At 42.5% G+C, this 16,781-nt stretch carries 22 protein-coding genes; 17 read left to right on the plus strand and 5 right to left on the minus strand.

What is annotated here, in order from left to right:
- Positions 1–85 precede the first annotated feature (85 nt).
- The 13 genes from NAQ_RS07870 (at position 86) to NAQ_RS07930 (ending at position 11,382) form a co-directional block, all read left to right on the plus strand.
- A complete protein-coding gene (locus NAQ_RS07870; protein WP_100183003.1) occupies positions 86–787 on the plus strand; it encodes an ATPase domain-containing protein in 702 nt (233 codons plus the stop codon).
- 10 nt (positions 788–797) lie between these two features.
- On the plus strand, positions 798–2,471 hold the full coding sequence (locus tag NAQ_RS07875; protein WP_100183004.1) for a type II/IV secretion system ATPase subunit: 1,674 nt from the start codon (positions 798–800) through the stop codon (positions 2,469–2,471).
- Positions 2,468–3,952, plus strand: a complete 1,485-nt coding sequence (locus NAQ_RS07880; RefSeq protein WP_100183005.1) for a flagellar assembly protein FlaJ — start codon at positions 2,468–2,470, stop codon at positions 3,950–3,952. Before NAQ_RS07875 ends, NAQ_RS07880 begins: the two co-directional genes overlap by 4 nt.
- 59 nt (positions 3,953–4,011) lie before the next feature.
- The gene (locus NAQ_RS07885) at positions 4,012–4,665 is read left to right on the plus strand and encodes a chemotaxis protein CheW (RefSeq protein WP_100183006.1); all 654 of its coding nucleotides are present in this window, start codon (positions 4,012–4,014) and stop codon (positions 4,663–4,665) included.
- A 77-nt stretch (positions 4,666–4,742) separates the two neighbouring features.
- Entirely contained in the window at positions 4,743–5,000 is a 258-nt protein-coding gene (locus NAQ_RS07890; protein ID WP_100183007.1) for a hypothetical protein, read from the plus strand.
- A 135-nt stretch (positions 5,001–5,135) separates the two neighbouring features.
- Positions 5,136–6,197, plus strand: coding sequence for a chemotaxis-specific protein-glutamate methyltransferase CheB (cheB, locus tag NAQ_RS07895; protein ID WP_245871579.1), 1,062 nt, complete (start codon positions 5,136–5,138; stop codon positions 6,195–6,197).
- Positions 6,184–7,728 carry a chemotaxis protein CheA gene (locus NAQ_RS07900; protein ID WP_100183009.1) on the plus strand — a complete coding sequence of 515 codons (1,545 nt, stop codon included), beginning with the start codon at positions 6,184–6,186 and terminating at the stop codon, positions 7,726–7,728. Before cheB ends, NAQ_RS07900 begins: the two co-directional genes overlap by 14 nt.
- A gap of 154 nt (positions 7,729–7,882) precedes the next feature.
- Positions 7,883–8,437, plus strand: a complete 555-nt coding sequence (locus tag NAQ_RS07905; protein WP_162858704.1) for a chemotaxis protein CheC — start codon at positions 7,883–7,885, stop codon at positions 8,435–8,437.
- Positions 8,438–8,950, plus strand: coding sequence for a chemotaxis protein CheD (locus tag NAQ_RS07910; RefSeq protein ID WP_100183011.1), 513 nt, complete (start codon positions 8,438–8,440; stop codon positions 8,948–8,950). It begins immediately after the preceding gene.
- Positions 8,947–9,765 carry a CheR family methyltransferase gene (locus NAQ_RS07915; RefSeq protein WP_100183012.1) on the plus strand — a complete coding sequence of 273 codons (819 nt, stop codon included), beginning with the start codon at positions 8,947–8,949 and terminating at the stop codon, positions 9,763–9,765. Before NAQ_RS07910 ends, NAQ_RS07915 begins: the two co-directional genes overlap by 4 nt.
- A 124-nt stretch (positions 9,766–9,889) precedes the next feature.
- Complete coding sequence (locus tag NAQ_RS07920) at positions 9,890–10,387, plus strand: chemotaxis protein CheW (RefSeq protein ID WP_100183013.1); 498 nt, start codon at positions 9,890–9,892, stop codon at positions 10,385–10,387.
- Positions 10,384–10,764, plus strand: a complete 381-nt coding sequence (locus NAQ_RS07925; RefSeq protein WP_100183014.1) for a response regulator — start codon at positions 10,384–10,386, stop codon at positions 10,762–10,764. The genes NAQ_RS07920 and NAQ_RS07925 overlap by 4 nt, the downstream gene beginning before the upstream one ends.
- Positions 10,765–10,779: 15 nt before the next feature.
- On the plus strand, positions 10,780–11,382 hold the full coding sequence (locus tag NAQ_RS07930; protein WP_100183015.1) for a hypothetical protein: 603 nt from the start codon (positions 10,780–10,782) through the stop codon (positions 11,380–11,382).
- On the opposite strand, the gene NAQ_RS07935 is transcribed toward NAQ_RS07930, so the two are convergent.
- Together NAQ_RS07935 and NAQ_RS07940 are read right to left on the minus strand one after the other, a co-directional pair.
- Complete coding sequence (locus tag NAQ_RS07935) at positions 11,365–12,663, minus strand: peptidase (protein WP_100183016.1); 1,299 nt, start codon at positions 12,661–12,663, stop codon at positions 11,365–11,367. The two genes, NAQ_RS07930 and NAQ_RS07935, sit on opposite strands and share 18 nt — an antisense overlap.
- Positions 12,664–12,713: 50 nt before the next feature.
- Positions 12,714–12,941, minus strand: coding sequence for a hypothetical protein (locus NAQ_RS07940; protein ID WP_100183017.1), 228 nt, complete (start codon positions 12,939–12,941; stop codon positions 12,714–12,716).
- A gap of 176 nt (positions 12,942–13,117) precedes the next feature.
- Here NAQ_RS07940 and NAQ_RS07945 point away from each other — a divergent pair, with 176 nt between their 5' ends.
- Positions 13,118–13,372, plus strand: a complete 255-nt coding sequence (locus NAQ_RS07945) for a hypothetical protein (protein ID WP_100183018.1) — start codon at positions 13,118–13,120, stop codon at positions 13,370–13,372.
- 10 nt (positions 13,373–13,382) lie between these two features.
- On the opposite strand, the gene NAQ_RS07950 is transcribed toward NAQ_RS07945, so the two are convergent.
- Positions 13,383–13,634 carry an Lrp/AsnC ligand binding domain-containing protein gene (locus tag NAQ_RS07950; RefSeq protein ID WP_245871580.1) on the minus strand — a complete coding sequence of 84 codons (252 nt, stop codon included), beginning with the start codon at positions 13,632–13,634 and terminating at the stop codon, positions 13,383–13,385.
- A gap of 22 nt (positions 13,635–13,656) precedes the next feature.
- On the minus strand, positions 13,657–13,830 hold the full coding sequence (locus NAQ_RS10190) for a hypothetical protein (protein WP_162858705.1): 174 nt from the start codon (positions 13,828–13,830) through the stop codon (positions 13,657–13,659).
- 115 nt (positions 13,831–13,945) lie between these two features.
- On the opposite strand from NAQ_RS10190, the gene NAQ_RS07955 reads away from it, so the two are divergent.
- On the plus strand, positions 13,946–14,413 hold the full coding sequence (locus tag NAQ_RS07955; RefSeq protein WP_100183019.1) for a hypothetical protein: 468 nt from the start codon (positions 13,946–13,948) through the stop codon (positions 14,411–14,413).
- On the opposite strand, the gene NAQ_RS07960 is transcribed toward NAQ_RS07955, so the two are convergent.
- Positions 14,414–14,797, minus strand: coding sequence for a CopG family ribbon-helix-helix protein (locus NAQ_RS07960; protein ID WP_100183020.1), 384 nt, complete (start codon positions 14,795–14,797; stop codon positions 14,414–14,416).
- Between the two features lie 143 nt (positions 14,798–14,940).
- Here NAQ_RS07960 and NAQ_RS07965 point away from each other — a divergent pair, with 143 nt between their 5' ends.
- Positions 14,941–15,993, plus strand: a complete 1,053-nt coding sequence (locus NAQ_RS07965; RefSeq protein ID WP_162858706.1) for a metal ABC transporter solute-binding protein, Zn/Mn family — start codon at positions 14,941–14,943, stop codon at positions 15,991–15,993.
- Positions 15,984–16,781, plus strand: a complete 798-nt coding sequence (locus NAQ_RS07970; RefSeq protein ID WP_245871582.1) for a metal ABC transporter ATP-binding protein — start codon at positions 15,984–15,986, stop codon at positions 16,779–16,781. Before NAQ_RS07965 ends, NAQ_RS07970 begins: the two co-directional genes overlap by 10 nt.

A 16,781-nucleotide genomic window follows, 5' to 3' on the forward strand; every position in this document is an offset into this window, starting at 1 on the left:
GACCAAACACCATTTTATATCAAATTTTTCTTCAGAAATTTTTGTTGAACCTAGTAGTTATCTATTTTATAAAATGGAGTGAAAAATGACTGAGATAATTCCGTGCACTAATGAAGAAGTCGACAGACAATTTGGAGGGGGAATTCCGTTTCCAACCCTGATGCTAATTGAGGGAGATCATGGAACAGGAAAATCTGCACTTGCTGCACAATTCATGAAAGGATTTCTGCACTCTGGCAAAAAAATTCTCTGCGTTACCGAAAACACCGTCAAAGAATACATCGAAAACATGAAAGCTATTACGTTTAATTTCTCTACTGCATTTTTGCGAAATCGTCTAACCATAATGCCACTACACATGTATGGAGTCCAGTGGAACAAGGAACAGTCCGCATATTTGCTACCAGTAGTCGGCAAATACATTGGTAACAGCTTCAAAGAGCACAATTGCGTCGTAATTGACTCATTATCATTATTGACAGTGTTTTCTGATGCTAGTCGCATTTTAGAGTTTTTCACCCAGTGCAAGTACTTGGTTGCGCGCGGCATGAGCATTATCATAACAATGCATCCAGAAGACATTCCGCCAGACCTTAGAATGCGAGTAAAGGGCGGCGTGGATGTGTATCTGAAGCTTGGCTCTACTAATATCGGCGGCAAGGATGTCAAGACACTAAAAATAGTAAAACTGATTGGCTCTAAGGAAAACACCGACTCTGGATTTGCCTTTGAAGTGGACATGACCTTTGGAATAAAGATCGTCCCAATCTCAATGGCAAACGCATAGGAGGCAGAAAATGCCGTTTGACTTTGCTCAAGTAAGGGACAAGCGCTTCACTGAGGAGCTCAAAAAATCGCCTCACCTGCTAAACTATATTGACACATACACCTCGCGAGGAAATCCCCTACCGCTGTTTACAGAGGCACTGCAGGCAGAGCACAAAAAGCTCAAAGAGCCGAACCTAGTATATCAAGTCACTGACACTACCTACATCCACATCAATCCCCACACAAGTGCTGACGATGGCTATATGGAATATGTCATAGTAGAGCCAGACCCACCAGAGAGAAAGGTAATGGATATTGCAGACAAGATGTTTGCAATCCGCTCAGCAGACATGATCCCGCCGGCAGAAATCACAGAGCGCTTCAACATGATAGAGAACTATCTAAAGACTAGCACCACAATTTCTGAAACACCTGTTGACTATAACGCGTTGGGCGATGTGTACAAACTGCAAACACTTCCAGTATACAAAAACGACTGGACTGGACTGCGGTATCATTTTCTGCAAAAAAGAGCAGGAACTGGAATCTTGGATCCATTTCTTTCTGATTCCAACCTAGAAGATATCTCCATTATTGGTGCAGGAAACGTATATGTGATCCACAAGTCCTTTGGCGCACTAAAATGTCCATTATTCCTTGGTGTAGAGGAAATTGATGAGCTTATCATATCCATGTCGGAACAATTTGGAAAAACTGTATCACATGCAAAGCCAGTAATTGACGCAGTACTGCCGGATGGGTCCAGAATCAACATTGTGTTTGGAAAAGACATTTCCAGAAAGGGCACAAACGCAACCATAAGAAAGTTTGCAAGCACGCCATTGTCGATTACCCAAGTTCTGACATCAAAGGCACTTGACTTTAGAGAGGCAGCCTACATGTGGATGATGCTACAGGAAGGCATGAGTGTTTTCATCAACGGGGAAACCGCATCTGGTAAAACCACCACGCTTATGGCATTGACTGCATTTATCCCATCAAACTGGAAAATTGTAACAATAGAAGATACCCCTGAGCTTACACTGCCACATTCTAACTGGATCACAGAGCAAACAAGGGACACGGGAAACCCAGAATCCTCCGTTACAATGTTTGACTTGCTAAAGGCCGCATTAAGACAGCGTCCAAACTATATCTTTGTGGGAGAAATCAGAGGAGCCGAAGCAAACATTGCGTTTCAGGCTATGCAGACAGGCCACCCAGTAGTGTCGACATTCCACGCAGCAAACATGACTGCACTAATCCAGAGAATTACCAACCCGCCGATGCTAATCCCAAAGACAAACGTGGAAAACCTAAACATTGGACTATTCCAAGGCGCAGTCCAGGGGCCTGGCGGAAAAAGAGTAAGGCGTGTCTTGTCCATTAACGAAATTCTTGGATATAATGCAGAAGGCGGCAACATCATGTTCATTCCTGTCTTTAACTGGGATCCGGGAACAGACGATGTAAAGTTCAGGGGCAAGGGTTCCAGTGCCCTTTTTGTGCAAAAGGTGCTCGAAAAGCGAGGCATGCACAAAAAAGACGAGGGACTATTGTACGAAGAGCTGGAATTGCGCGCAAAAATCCTGCAAAAAATGATGGAAAAGAGAATCTTCAACTTTTATGATGTATTTGACTCTATTTCCCACTGCAGAGAAATTGGCCTTGAGGCATTCTACAAGGAGCTTGATACACTATGATGCAGATTCCATTATTCAAGAATCTCTCGCTAGCTAACATACAGAAAACCGACGAGAAATTTGTGTATTTTGTGGCGTTTTTGTACAGCATCTCTACTGGCGAGGTGGGTGGAATCGATCTAATCAAGACATCGCGTGAGACAAACTATGGCAAATACACGGCGGCATTCAAGGAAGTATACCAGCTTGGAATAGGCTGGGGCTATGGCGTATCAAGATCGCTGGAGATGATAGCAGACAAGGTCTCAACCGACAAGGCAGACCAGCTAAAGCAATTACTGATGAAGCTGGCGCAGGTAATCAGGCTGGGCGATTCACTAAAGACATTTCTGGCAGAAGAGCTCAAGGGAACGCTTGTCAACTATGCCATAGTATATGAGAGAAAGCTGGAAAACCAAAAACTATTCCTAGAAATGTTCTATACGCTAATGTCTACTGCGGCGTTTATGATTGCCGCAAATTCGATTATGAGCATGCTCATGGGCCAGGAAAACTCGGAGCAAATTCTGCTAATGTCGTTTATTGGAGTGGCTGCAAGCATGAGCGCATTTGTGTTTATGATGTATGTCATGTTTCCTAGAGACAAGCTGGGATATGCAAGCGCGGACGACGACCTCAAATTCCGACTCAAAGTCTACATGGCAGTAGGTGCAGGCGTTGGAGTAGGAGTGGTACTTGCACTAACTCAGGTAATTCCACTTACCATAGCGGTGGGAATTGCAGGTGCTCCGCTTATCTATCCTGGACTAGTTGCAAGAAAAATGGAGCAAAAAATCAGGCAGCTAAACGACTGGTATCCGCAATTCATCAGGCACTTTGGCGAAATCTATGCCACAGTGGGCTCAGTCGGAGGCGCACTAGAGGCAGTGCTTCGAAGCGACTTTGGACCGCTCCAGGAACAAATCCAGAGATTCAAAAACAGAATCAGGCACAGAATAGAGCAAAAGGTGGCATTTGAGCTCATGTCTCGCGACGCTGGAAGCGAAATAATTGCAAACGGAAACTCTGTCATATCATATGCCATGGACAAGGGTGGCAACCTTCACATTGCCGGAAACCAAGTATCAGAGATTACCACCAAAATCAACGAGCTGCGAGCAAAGCGCACCCAGACAGCAAAGACCTTTGAGACAATCATTATAGTATTGCATGCGTTAACCCTTGCCGTATTTGGCTTGATGAACAAGCTTACTGGAATCTTCTTTGATCTTGTAAACACAGTAGATGTGTCCAATGATACCTTGAGTCTTACACCAATTGACCCACAGTTCATGGCGATGATGATGCCTGCAATGATAATTATGACCTCGGCAATATCTGCAATGGCACTCAAAGTAGCACAGGGAGGGCTGTACAAGACTGTCTTTTACCATGTTGCACTATTGATGGCAATTGGATCTGCTGTAATGTTTGTAATGGATTCTCTGCTGTCTGATTATCTGGCAACGCACGTACTGGACTTTGTCAAGCCTGAAGTCTAGTTCTGTACGGGCAAACCAAACACACAGCATTCTATAATGCTGATTGCAAAAATCATATCATGAGTACTCAGGTAGCGTCTGCAGACACCATACAGGTAGTCTCATTTATGCTACAAAACCAAGCAGGCAAAAAAGAAGACTATGCCATCCCAATAGAACAGGTGCGAGAAATCAGATCAGTTGAGAAAATAACTCGAGTGCCAAAATCAGAACCTCACGTAAAAGGGATCATGAATCTGCGCGGCCTGATTATACCAGTAATTGATGTCAAAGAAAAACTGGGCCTGGGCTCGCAAGGGGCAGCAAACACAAAGCAAAGAATCCTTGTCACAAACATTGCGGATTCACTTACCGGACTGCTCGTTGACGAAGTAGACCAAGTAATGAGAATCCAGACCAAGGACATTGATTCTGCGCCACAGACGGCGTCAGAATCGCATCATTATATTCATGGAATAGCAAAACTGGACCAAAGACTGGTTATACTAATTGATGCAGAAATACTGCTTTTGGGCAAAAAAGAAGAACAAGAACAAAAAGCCGAAACTCAACAAGTATCACAACTGGAACCTACAAAGCCACAAACCGAAATGGCCCAGGTGGAAAACTCTGGCCAATCAATAGAAGACATTCCACCAGAACTTGCCGCGGTATTTGCAGAAGATGAGCAGGGAATTGCCCCAACACAAATAATCCGAGAAGAAACATCCTAGTTCTTGCCAGTCTGGCACCGATCTTGGAGGCAAAATTCCTTGGGGTTTAAAGCAATACCTGCTGCTGGGCACCATACATGTCATACAAAATACCAAGACTGGAGGAAATCTACGACAAAATAGATGCAGAGTGCAGCGCCCCAATGAGCCACGAGGACGGCTATCGGTGGGGCCTTGACTATCTAAAAGATACACAAAAACAGCTGGAGAGGCTTGAAAAAAAGGCACTAGAAGATAACAACCCAATATTGTATAGGTATGTGCGACTCTCAATGCAGCGCTCATCAGAGGCCGCAGCGGAACTAGAGGACAAAATTAAGCACCTACGAAAGTAGTACAGAACAAATCCATGTCTTTTGTCTGATCACCGCAAACACACTTGATGATATATCGACAACTGGATTTACGTCATTAATGCAATCTGGATTGATAAGTCCTAGCTTTATGAGAATTAATGGGATGGGTGAGCATTGCTAGCTGCATCGGTTTCCCAGATTAGTGTTCTAATAATTAATGACTCTGCATACATGAGCACCCTGTTAAAGGACCTAATATCTAGTGAGCAAATTCAGGTTTGCGATATAGCTCGGGATGGAGTCGAAGGGCTGCGCAAAATTGCACTGCGCAAGCCAGATGTCATACTGCTTGATCTGGAAATGCCAAGAATGGATGGCGTTACATTCATTGAAGAAATGGTAAAAAAGGGAACACTGATCCCGACAATTCTGGTTAGCAGCTTCAGCCAAGACGGAGCAAAAATTGTCCTAGATGCACTAGAAAACGGCGCAATTGACTTTGTCCCAATTTCCCAAGTAAATCCAGATGGAACAAGCCAACTAAAGGAAATGCTGATTTCAAAAATCACTGGCGCTGCAAAATGCGATCCATACAAACTAGTCCTTGAAAAAATTGGTAGTCTTAGGCCAAAAAGAAAGGCAATAGCGTCCTCTCAGGCAGCATCTGTAGTTGTTACAATTGCGTCATCTACTGGTGGACCTGGAATTGTGCAAAAAATTCTCTCAGGGCTTCCGGCAGACCTTCGTGCAGGGGTTCTAGTTGTGCAGCACATGCCAAAAGGATTTACGCAAAAATTCGCAGAAAGGCTCGATGAGGCATGTGAAATAAAAGTAAAAGAAGCGCAGGAAGGAGACCTCATAACGCAAGGAGTTGCGCTTGTTGCTCCAGGAGACTTGCACATGGAAGTCGACCCTCATCTCAAAATCAAGCTGATTAATGGTCCAAAGCGATTTGGTGTGCGGCCTGCGGCAAACGTAACGATGGTTTCAGCATCGGAGTTTTTTGGCGCAAACACCGTAGGAGTCACACTTACCGGCATGGGCCATGATGGCGCCTTTGGCATGAAGACAATCAAGCGAAGGGGCGGCAAGACCTTTGCGCAGGACGAAAACTCGTCAGTCGTGTTTGGCATGGCAAAGGCAGCAGTGGAGCTAAACGCAGTAGACCAGCTTTTGCCGCCTGAAAAAATTGCCCAGGCAGTAGTCGAGGAGGTAAACAAGCTTGTCACAAAATAGCTATAGAGAAATGTATGTCTCCGAAGCCCTAGAGCACGTAGAGACAGTAAATGAAACCTTGTTGAAATTAGAAGAAGAGCCAGAAAAGCGGGAATATTTGGATCTCATATTCAGATCCGCCCACACAGTCAAGGGCATGTCTGCCACCATGGGCTATGATGACACCAGAGAACTGTGCAAAAACATTGAAAACATTTTTGATAATATTCGAAAAGGCCAGGCAAAACTGACACCAAATTTGGCAAGTGCACTCTTCAAGTGCATTGATTTGCTGCGAGAAATGATTGCAGATGACAAAAGAAAAGTTGATCTAAAGCCGTACCTAGAAATGCTAGAAAAGCCAGATGAGGCAAAACACACCGTAACAGAAGCTGCCACAAACACTGCAAAATCTCCAACAATTCGCGTCAAAATGTCTGATCTGGACTCGCTGGTGAATCTAGTAGGCGAGCTTGTAATATCAAAAATGCGGCTAGAGCAAACACTGAACAAAAACTCTGACGACTCACATCAAGTAATGATGGAGCTTGACAGGCTAGTGACTGATCTGCAATACCAATCAATGAAGCTAAGGCTGGTACCAATAGACCAAGTCTTTAGCAGGTTCACAAGACTGGTCCGAGACACATCTGCGTCTTTGGGCAAGCAAGTGAACCTAGTCATGGAAAGCTCTGGAATTGAGCTGGATAGAACTGTTCTGGATGCAATTACTGATCCTCTCTTGCACATACTTCGAAACTGCGTGGACCACGGCCTAGAGCCGCCGCAGGAAAGAACAGAATCAGGAAAGAACCCTACAGGTACGATAAAACTTACTGCATATGGAGTGGGCGACCAAGTTGCAATAAAAATCGAAGATGACGGTCGCGGAATTAATCTTGATAGAGTAAAGGCAAAGGCGATCGAAAAAGGACTCTTAACAGAAGACCAAGCAATGAAGCTCTCAGACGAGGAAGCAATCAACCTGCTCGGCACACCTGGCCTGTCCACTGCCAAAGAAGTAACCGATGTTTCCGGAAGAGGTGTAGGTATGGATGTTGTGATCACTCAGGTAGAACAGGTAGGCGGCAATGTCAAAATAACAACCGAAAAAGGCAAAGGAACCACAATAATTCTGACCATTCCGCTGAGCGTCTCAATTATCGGAGGTTTATTGATAAACGTCTCAGGCGACAAGTACGTTTTGCCGTTATCTAGCATTTCAACTACTGTGGTAGTGGAGCAAAGCCAGATCAAAAGCATTCACGGCCAAGAGGCAATCGTATTACGGGAACAGGTGGTTCCTCTCATTCGCGTAGCAGAAATCTTGGGAATTGGCAAAACCGCAGAATCCTCTGATAAAATCACCGTGGTAATTGTGGACAAGGGCGGCAAGCCGTATGGCTTGGTGGTTGATTCCTATGACAGAAAGCAGGAAATTGTAATTAAACGACTAGCAAATGAAGCACATTCGTCGGATCTTTTCACCAATGCGACCATACTTGGCGATGGAAGCGTGGCATTGATTTTAGATCCTGCACTTTTAGTTTAGGTGATAAAATCTGAGCGCAGTATCAGTTCTCAACCCAGAAGAGACTAAAACTCTGGAGGGAATTTTTTGCCAATACATTACATCCAAGACATCTGGTGCACTATCTACGCTTCTAAGTGAGCCAATAAACCACAATGTCAAAATTTTGGATAATGTGGCCAGCATCAAAAGCATCAAGCTAGCGCCAGATGAGATCAAAATGTGCGCAGTGCGGCTAAACGGCAAGGGCGATACCCACATTGAGATTCTCTACACCATAAAAGAAAAACATGCAAAAAAAATTGCGGCCAAGCTAATGTGCGTAAGCGAATTATGCCAAATTGACGAAATGGGCGCATCTGCCATACAAGAAGTGGCAAACATCATGACTGGCTCGTTCTTCAACGCATTATCTCATGGAACTGGATTCCGAGTTGACCTGTCGACTCCTGACTACAAAAACGATGAGCTGCACTTGCTAGTTGACCTTTCAGTAAAAGATGTCATCAACCCAGTAGATGCCGCAGTGGTTGCTGACGTGGAACTAGTGGGAGAGTCAAGCGGCGCAAAACTCCACATGATAATAATCCAAAACCCAGACGATGCAAGAAAGCTATTGGCAAACCACAAGTCTGGCGCCACATCTGCGCAGGAAGCCCCCGCATATCCTGTTGGGGGAGAAAACTCTGAGCTTGACGCACTCCTAGGCGACATTTTGGGAGAAAAATAGATGAGCTTTACAAAGCAGGCGCAAAATTCAGGCACACTAGACATTCCAATGGGCGGCCTGGGACTTTCCAGTCATGAGAAAAAAACACTGCAAACCTTTGTTGGCTCGTGTGTTGCAATCTGTCTTTATGATAGTGTGGCAAAAGTTGCCGGCATGGCACATGTGATGTTGCCAAAAAACAACACCACAGACCAAGTTCCAAAACCAGAAGGAAAGTTCGTTGATGTCGCAATCAAGGTCTTGCTTGACAAACTAACTGCAAACGGCGCAATGCGCACTAGACTCAAGGCAAAGATGGCGGGAGGCGCCAGCGTTTTTCAGACAGAAGGCAACAAAAACGTATTCAACATTGGCACAAGAAATGTGGATGCAATCCGCGCTATACTTGGCGAGAACAAAATCCCAATAGTGTCTGAAGATGTTGGTGAAAAGGGTGGGCGCTGGGTCATCTTTGATGTTGCATCTCAAATAATGACTATCAAGGACAAGGCAAAGGGGGTAACTACAATTTGAGCGTCATAGAAGCAGTATCTGATCAACAACTAGAGCAAATTGGAAAAATAATGAGGGACAAGCTAGGCAAGGATCTCAGACAATTCAAAAAGCCATTCCTGAACAGAAGAATTAGCGCCCGTATGAGATCCGTTGGCGCAAAGGACGGCTCTGAATATGCGCAGCTCTTAGCATCAGATGAAAACGAACCTGCATCTCTCTTTAAGAGCTTCTCAATTAATGTGACTGAATTTTATCGCGACCCGTTTGTGTGGGAGTGCCTCTCATCAAAAATAATCCCAGAAATTGCAAAAAAGCGCACATCACTGAAGGTCTGGAGCGCAGGCTGTGCATCAGGCGAAGAACCGTACAGCCTGGCTATATTGCTCAGCGAAGCATTGGGCAACAGGGCAAAATTCAGCGTTGTTGCAACAGACATCTCCGCAGAGGCAATCACCCGAGCAAAGAAAGGCCAATACACAAACATGAACATAAAGAATCTTGCACCAAACTTGGTTTCAAAATATCTCGTTAGTCCCGCAAAGGATACTTACACAGTAAATGATTCCATAAAGAAACTAGTCACATTTGAGCAAGGCGATATCGTGTCGTATCCAATTGACAAGCTAGACTTGATCACATGCAGAAATGTTTTGATATACTATGACAAGCCGGCACAGGAATTGGTGTTTAAAAAATTCTACAAATCTCTTGCCACCAATGGCTGTTTGGCAATAGGCCAAGACGAAACAATGATGGGCGTAGAGTCAGCAAAACTGTTCTCATGCATGTTTGCCAGGGAGCGAATCTACAAAAAAGTGGAAGTGCAATTATGAATAATTCTTTTTTGTCTGTTCGCCATAAACACACTCTAAATTATTATTTTATCAAAAAAATAACCTGTATGAATTTACAAACAAATGAGTCTCTAACAATAGTTAAGCTCGGAGGAGCATTCTGATGTCCACCCAAGTGCTTGCCGCTGATTCTTTTCAGGCAGTAACCTTTTGCCTAATTGATGGGCAAAAAAAGGAAGATTATGCAATACCAATAGAACAAGTGCGCGAAATTCGTGCAGTTGAATCCATAACAAACATTCCAAAGACAAAGTCCTATGTCAAAGGAATAATGAATCTGCGCGGACTAATCATACCAATAATTGATGTCAAAGAAAGACTCGGCCTCGCATCCGGTAAGCAGGTAAATACAGCAAAACAAAGAATTCTTGTAATTGACGTAAACGGTTCCCAGACAGGACTCCTAGTCGACGAAGTAGACCAAGTAATGAGAATCCAGACAAAAGACTTGGATTCTGCACCACAAACAGTCCTGGAATCGCACAACTACATTAAAGGAATTGCCAAGATTGACCAAAAACTTGTGGTTCTACTTGACGTTGTAAGATTACTACAGGACTCTACTGGCGATATTGTGTCTGCAATGGAGGCAGGACAATGAGCGCGCCAGGATCAAAAATTCTTGTAGTCGATGATGCGTCCTTTATGAGAACAGTTCTCAAGGATATAATAAAGTCAAACGGCCTTGCAACTGAAATCCTAGAAGCAGGAGACGGAGTGGAAGGAGTCAAGGCATACCAGACAAGCAAACCGAACTTGGTCACAATGGACGTAAACATGCCGCGAGCAGACGGAATTCAGGCGCTGCGCGCAATAATGAAAATAGATCCTACAGCCAAAGTAGTGATGGTAACATCCGTTGAACAAAAACAAATTGTCCAAGACGCAATGAAGCTTGGAGCTCGCGACTATATTGTCAAGCCATTTGATAAAACAACCGTGGGCCTTGTCATAAACAAGGTGCTGCGACAGAAATAGGATTTGATATACTAAATGCAAACCCTTGCCGTAACGGAAAACGATCTGAGCCGCCTAACTGAGATTTTTTCAAAATGCGTCTTGACTAGTACGGTTCCGGCACTGGGAACACTTTTGGGCGAATCAATCCAGCATCACATTGGCAAAACTGAATTTCTGGATATCACACAACTGGATCAGCTAACCCCGGCATTTTCTGATGGCACCAACATGTCTGCTGTATACCTCAAGCAGACAGGCGATGTAGATGTCGGAGTATTGTATTACATGCCAGAAAAGGACGGCAGGAAATTTGCGGCAAAACTCTTGGGCAAGACAAGGTTGGACTCTTTTACCAAGCTTTCAAAATCCTCGCTATCAGAGACGGGAAACATTCTGTCGGGTTCGTTTTTCAATGCTTTGGCAAACGACCAAGGCTGCAAGACAAGTGCAGACATTCCTGGATTTGCAGTGGATTCGTTCATGTCGATATTGGAGATTCCTGCAATGGAGATCGGAATTCAAACCCAATCGCTAGTTGCATGCTCTGCCGAATTCTTTTCATCAAGCGGACTGAAGCTAAGGATGTTGATGATTCTGGATCCAAACAACGCAAAAAAGCTACTGGAAAAACACTGATCTTCCAAGTATTATAGTAGCTGCAACTGCCGAACCTAGGATCAGAATTACAAGTGGGCCGAATTCTGGGACGACCATTATGGTGAACTCAGTTCCCTGGCCTGTCCCGCGCAGATTGTTGAATTGTATGGTTGTTTGGCCTTTCTGTGATTCTGTAAAGGTATAGTCTGCAAAATCTCCGCCAATCTGGGCGTTTGCGGATTTTTTGTACAGTTCTTTTCCGTTTTGTAATATCACAAAGTCGTATGATGTGTTCCGGAGCAGCTCGCCTGTCTTTCCGTCCCTGAATGTATAGATGAACTTGGTATTCTTGCCTGGCTCTATTGTCTCTGGCTCCCATGACATGTCCACCTGGAGCGATTCGTCCTTTGTCATTGCAATTACTGGGAAGACTAGCTTCTCGCCTACCTTGAGCTCAAACTTCATTCCCTGGGGATTTTCAATTCCTGCGCTTTTTTGGGCCTGCTTGAGGTATCGTATGGTGTCCTGTGTTAGGACAAAGTGGACTATTCGCTCGTCCTCTATGGAATAATCATCTATTGTTACTGACGACTTGAAGAGATCTATTCCGTTTACGGTGCCTGAATAACTGGGCACCATAAAGTCCGAAAAGCCCTTTGGAAAGTGAATCTCCTCGTGGACCACTTCTGTATGGGAGATGTTTTGCTCGCTCCACTCAAACGGCATCTCTAGCGTTATGGAATTTGTCTCCGGAGAATAATCAAAGCCTGAAACCTTGTCGTAATATGACTTGACGCGAAATTCTACCGGCGTTCCATCCTTGCCCTGCTCATCATAGTAATGGTTTGTAATTGATGTGATGTACGTGGAAAAGGCCTGGTTTTGCAGCTCACTGGAATCAAGGCTCTTTATCTCTACGTCAAAGCGGTACAGGCCTCCGGAATTTAGAATTGGGCCGGAAATTTGTATTGGATCTGTTCCTGTTATTTTTATTTCAGGGTCATCTGTTGGATTTACATTTATTCTTAGTATGCCGTTTGTGGTGGCAAAAGACTCCCTGAAAATTTGGCTTCCTTCATGATGTAGCGCAACTAGCAATACTGCATCGACGTTTTGTGTAGTAAGAGAATCGGTTACCGTCATGACTATTTGCTTTTGTGCAGACTCGGAAAATTCTGTCGGGATGATCTGTGTGGTCACGGAAATCTTTCTGTCTTCTACGTTTAGTGATATTGTCTCAAGGCCTAGTCCGTGGCCATATGCATTTGCGGCCGATAGTATTATCGAGCTAATCAAAATAATGAAAATTATATTCTTCAAGAATAATTGGTGTCATGTGTTGTTTTAATTAAGTCTTGACACTCTTGTGTCTAGAATCGTAAATTTCTTGACGGATTTTTTAATCCCTGTAAGTAATAACCCTTGATTTCTCCTATGATCCATTTTTCAAGACACGCATTGCATATTGTCTTTAGAATGATTCCTCCCTGAACCCAGGTCTTTATCTTATTGTATCCGCCTTCTGGTCTTTCTTGAACAAAACAACCACAATTACAGCAACTATGGTATATGGTGTCTTTTCCTAGTATCTCTGTCATTTTTTGCACATCCTGATGATGGGGTTGACCATCATCTGGTTGGTAGTCAAGGTTCTGCGGAACCTATGCCTAGGAATAATCAGTGTTATTAATAAATATATTTATTATTAATAATTTCTAATAATGTTTTACAGATTATTAATAATCATTAAATAGCCTACTAATAGAATCATAACATGACAAAGACGTTTAGTCTGGAAATAGAAACATCTGGGATTAATTCGACAGATGCAGCAGATTGGGCAAATGAAATGACCAATGTATATGCTGATGTTGAAGTCTCTGATGTAAAGATCTCAGGAAACAAGATTTCATGCAAGATAGGACTGGCCGGCATTGATGACACGACACCAGATGACATCAAAATGAAGGTCGAAGAATACCTGACCATGAATGAAGCATTCACTGCAACAAAGATTTCCTGTCATTAATTTTTTTATTCTAATTAGCTAGTATTTCCGTATTTTTTGTCATTAGGATCAGTACAGATCTTACTTTTGTAATTTTTCTTAATTCCCATGTTATGGTTTCGTTAAGCTCTTCCATGGAATCTGATTCCAGTTTTGCAACTATGTCATATATGCCAACGACCCGATCTGCATTTTTTACAATATGGATTTTTCTAATTTCCTGCAAAACAAATTTTTCTTCATTTTCCTGACAATTAATAAAAGCAAAAATGATCATTTTCATACACCTGCAAAAATTCCTTCAATCATTTCTGGAGTTTTTCAGCTTCTGCCTTGCTAAGGATTCGAAATACCGTCAATCCTGTGATCGAACTTTTTCCTTTTACAGCCCATCTGCTATTTTTGAGCTGAACAAGTTTTGGTTCTAGGATTTTGACTTTTTTTCTTGCCTTTACATCGTATGCTTCGTATTCTTTCATGCTCTTCTATTGGATTAGTTAATATTAAAATATTATGTCAATCTTATTAATTATTAATATTAAATTGTATTATAATTAATAATCTTTAAATATTGTAATATGTCATGCTGATCACTTGATTACATACGCAAACAAAAAACTGCTAGATGAAAAAAGAACTGGGAAGATAAACTATCACACTCACAAGTTTTCAGCCGAATCGGACATGTTCTATAACGTATTGCATTTTTCTAATACAAATTCAGCGTCAATTCTACAAATTGGTAATACTGATTTGTTTTATTCCCCGTTTTATTTCTCTGATGGCACATTAACTGACATTAATATCTATTACATAAAAAGTCAGAAACTCAAAAATGCCCTAAAAGAAACTAAAGTAATCCGGTTTAGTCCTGGAACAGGGGAATGGCTTCCAATGAAAGGCGATCTAAAAGATACTTATGCGTGGTTTTTTGTATCGCAAATAATCTCTACTACATCTCTTGAAATCCAGGAAATCTTTGAGATGGAGGAAAACCTGCAAAAAGCAAATTCTGAAAACGCTGAAAATATGCAAAAATTGGCTGGTAATCAGACACACTAGCTACATTGCAATAAGCTTGACTGTATCCATGTTTTTGTTGGTTTGAAACCCCTGCGTAATTTCTTTTATTTGCTTGCTATCGCCATCTAGAATGAATAATTCCATGCAGCGCTCCCCATCTATTTTACTGTGAAGCTGTGTGGTGATGAGTGTTTCATAGTCGTGTTTTATGTCTGAGACAATGTCGTCGTATTCATCATCATGTATGACAAGCAAAATTGCATGCTGCTTTCCAGAAAGCTCGTTTTTTTGTTTTTCTTCAGAGACAAAGGTACGAATCCCAGCTCGAATTACTTCCGATCGGCCAGAAAACCCCAGTGATTTTTGCAGTTTGTCTATTTCCGAGAGAATCTCTTCGTTTAGGGAAATTGAGACTATTGTCATGGTAGAATTGTTATTAATTGGTATATAACTTTATTATGAAAAATTAATAATTTTACCTTGATTTTATTAATTGATATTAAAATTGCATACTAAATGTTATTAATATTACATAGATTTATTAATAATTTTTTAAGATGATTAATGTGAAAAAACCAATCATTGCAGCAATTGGAGTAGGAGTTGCAATTGTAATTGGTGTCATTTTAGTTGGTACACAGCAAAGTATGCTAACACCTCAATCGGATCTTTCAAGGCAAGACACCATGCTGTCGGAGCCTCAAGCTTCTAAAATCAAAATAATTGCATCATTTTATCCGCTGTACGAGTTTTCAAAAAATATTGTTGGCGACAGGGCGGAAATTTCTACATTTACTCCAATTGGAATTGAACCGCATGACTGGGAACCGAGCACTGGTGATCTTGTTGCGCTAAAAGAATCTGACATCTTTGTGTATAATGGAGGTGGAATGGAACCGTTTGTGGATAAGCTAATTGACTCAGGAGAATATTCTAATGTTCTTTTCGTAGAGACTGTTCATGGAATTGATCTTATCGAGACAGAAAGTCACGATGAGGACCATGCCGAAGAAGAGCATACTGAAGGATCTACGGAGCACATAGATGATGAACATGCAAATGACGAGAACGAAAGCCATGCCCATGAATTTCCATATGATCCGCATGTATGGCTTGATCCAATTCTGGCAAAAGAGCAAGTCATGATAATAAAGGACGCACTAATCAAAGTGGATGCAGACAATGCACAACATTATGAGGATAATGCAAATGCCTACTCTGCAAAACTGGATGAGCTTGACTCTAAAATAAAAACAGAGCTATCAAGCTGCAACAAGGACACCATAGTTCCATTCCACAATGCGTTTTCATATTTTGGAAACAGGTACGGAATAAAAATCCACGCGTTATCTGGCCTTGCACCAGAATCTGAGGCTACTGCAAGTGACCTAAAAGAGCTAATCGACTTTGTAAAAGAAAACCAAATCAAAATAATCTTTGCAGAAGAATTGGTTGATCCAAAACTTGCCAAAGTTCTTGCGGATGAAGCCGGAGCTCAGGTTTTGGTTTTGAGCCCGCTTGAGGGAATAACTGCAGAAGAGCAGGCAAACGGCACGTCATATATTGAGAAAATGGAAGAAAATCTAAAGAACATCAAAGTGGCCCTTGAATGTCAATGAAAGCACTCCAAGTCTCTGACGTTTCCATATCGTACAATGGAAGTCTTGCAATAGACAAGGTAAGTTTTGATGTGGAAGAAGGCGACCTCTTGGGCATAGTCGGTCCAAACGGCGCTGGAAAGACAACTTTGTTTCGCGCAATTTTGGGCCTGCAAAACTATTCTGGTGCAATAAGGTTGTTCGGCCTTGAGGGAAAAAAATATCATCCATTGTTGCCCCTAATTGGATATGTCTCCCAAAAAGTAAACTTTGAGCAAAACTTTCCTGCAACAGTCTCTGAGGTGGTGGCAATGGGGCTTTTGCCAGAAAAAAAACTTCACAAGAGCGCAACCATACTGCAAAACTGTGGATGTTGCTGGAATCGCATCTACAAAAAAATTAACAAAGACAGTGACAAGGTTCTGGAAGCATTAAGAACAGTAAACTTGGAATCATACAAGGACAGAAGAATTGGCGAGCTTTCTGGAGGGGAGCTACAGCGAGTCTTTATTGCAAAAGCACTAGTCAAGGATCCGATTTTATTGATACTGGACGAGCCGGTAACCGGCGTTGACGTAGAGACACAAAAGAAATTCTATGGCGTAATAAAAAAAATCAACGAGGAAAACAAGATAACAATAGTTTGGTCGTCGCATGACTTGGAAGCAATTGCTAAACTTGCAAACAGAGTTGCATGCATGAACAGACAACTCTTTTTCCACGGCCAAAAGGAGGAATTCTTCTCAAACAAGGACTTGCTCAAGACCTACACGGAATCTGCAATGCAGATGCACATGCATCACCACTGA

Origin of the sequence: Candidatus Nitrosotenuis aquarius (assembly GCF_002787055.1) — an archaeon.
GTDB classification, from domain to species: domain Archaea; phylum Thermoproteota; class Nitrososphaeria; order Nitrososphaerales; family Nitrosopumilaceae; genus Nitrosotenuis; species Nitrosotenuis aquarius.

What these genes read in the sequence shown, in the direction of transcription:
- NAQ_RS07870 (WP_100183003.1), top strand. Translation starts at nt 86, where the DNA reads ATGACTGAGATAATTCCGTGCACTAATGAAGAAGTCGACAGACAATTT.
- NAQ_RS07875 (WP_100183004.1), top strand. Translation starts at nt 798, where the DNA reads ATGCCGTTTGACTTTGCTCAAGTAAGGGACAAGCGCTTCACTGAGGAG.
- NAQ_RS07880 (WP_100183005.1), top strand. Translation starts at nt 2,468, where the DNA reads ATGATGCAGATTCCATTATTCAAGAATCTCTCGCTAGCTAACATACAG.
- NAQ_RS07885 (WP_100183006.1), top strand. Translation starts at nt 4,012, where the DNA reads ATGAGTACTCAGGTAGCGTCTGCAGACACCATACAGGTAGTCTCATTT.
- NAQ_RS07890 (WP_100183007.1), top strand. Translation starts at nt 4,743, where the DNA reads ATGTCATACAAAATACCAAGACTGGAGGAAATCTACGACAAAATAGAT.
- NAQ_RS07910 (WP_100183011.1), top strand. Translation starts at nt 8,438, where the DNA reads ATGAGCTTTACAAAGCAGGCGCAAAATTCAGGCACACTAGACATTCCA.
- NAQ_RS07920 (WP_100183013.1), top strand. Translation starts at nt 9,890, where the DNA reads ATGTCCACCCAAGTGCTTGCCGCTGATTCTTTTCAGGCAGTAACCTTT.
- NAQ_RS07925 (WP_100183014.1), top strand. Translation starts at nt 10,384, where the DNA reads ATGAGCGCGCCAGGATCAAAAATTCTTGTAGTCGATGATGCGTCCTTT.
- NAQ_RS07930 (WP_100183015.1), top strand. Translation starts at nt 10,780, where the DNA reads ATGCAAACCCTTGCCGTAACGGAAAACGATCTGAGCCGCCTAACTGAG.
- NAQ_RS07940 (WP_100183017.1), bottom strand. Translation starts at nt 12,941, where the DNA reads ATGACAGAGATACTAGGAAAAGACACCATATACCATAGTTGCTGTAAT.
- NAQ_RS07945 (WP_100183018.1), top strand. Translation starts at nt 13,118, where the DNA reads ATGACAAAGACGTTTAGTCTGGAAATAGAAACATCTGGGATTAATTCG.
- NAQ_RS07950 (WP_245871580.1), bottom strand. Translation starts at nt 13,634, where the DNA reads ATGAAAATGATCATTTTTGCTTTTATTAATTGTCAGGAAAATGAAGAA.
- NAQ_RS10190 (WP_162858705.1), bottom strand. Translation starts at nt 13,830, where the DNA reads ATGAAAGAATACGAAGCATACGATGTAAAGGCAAGAAAAAAAGTCAAA.
- NAQ_RS07960 (WP_100183020.1), bottom strand. Translation starts at nt 14,797, where the DNA reads ATGACAATAGTCTCAATTTCCCTAAACGAAGAGATTCTCTCGGAAATA.
- NAQ_RS07970 (WP_245871582.1), top strand. Translation starts at nt 15,984, where the DNA reads ATGTCAATGAAAGCACTCCAAGTCTCTGACGTTTCCATATCGTACAAT.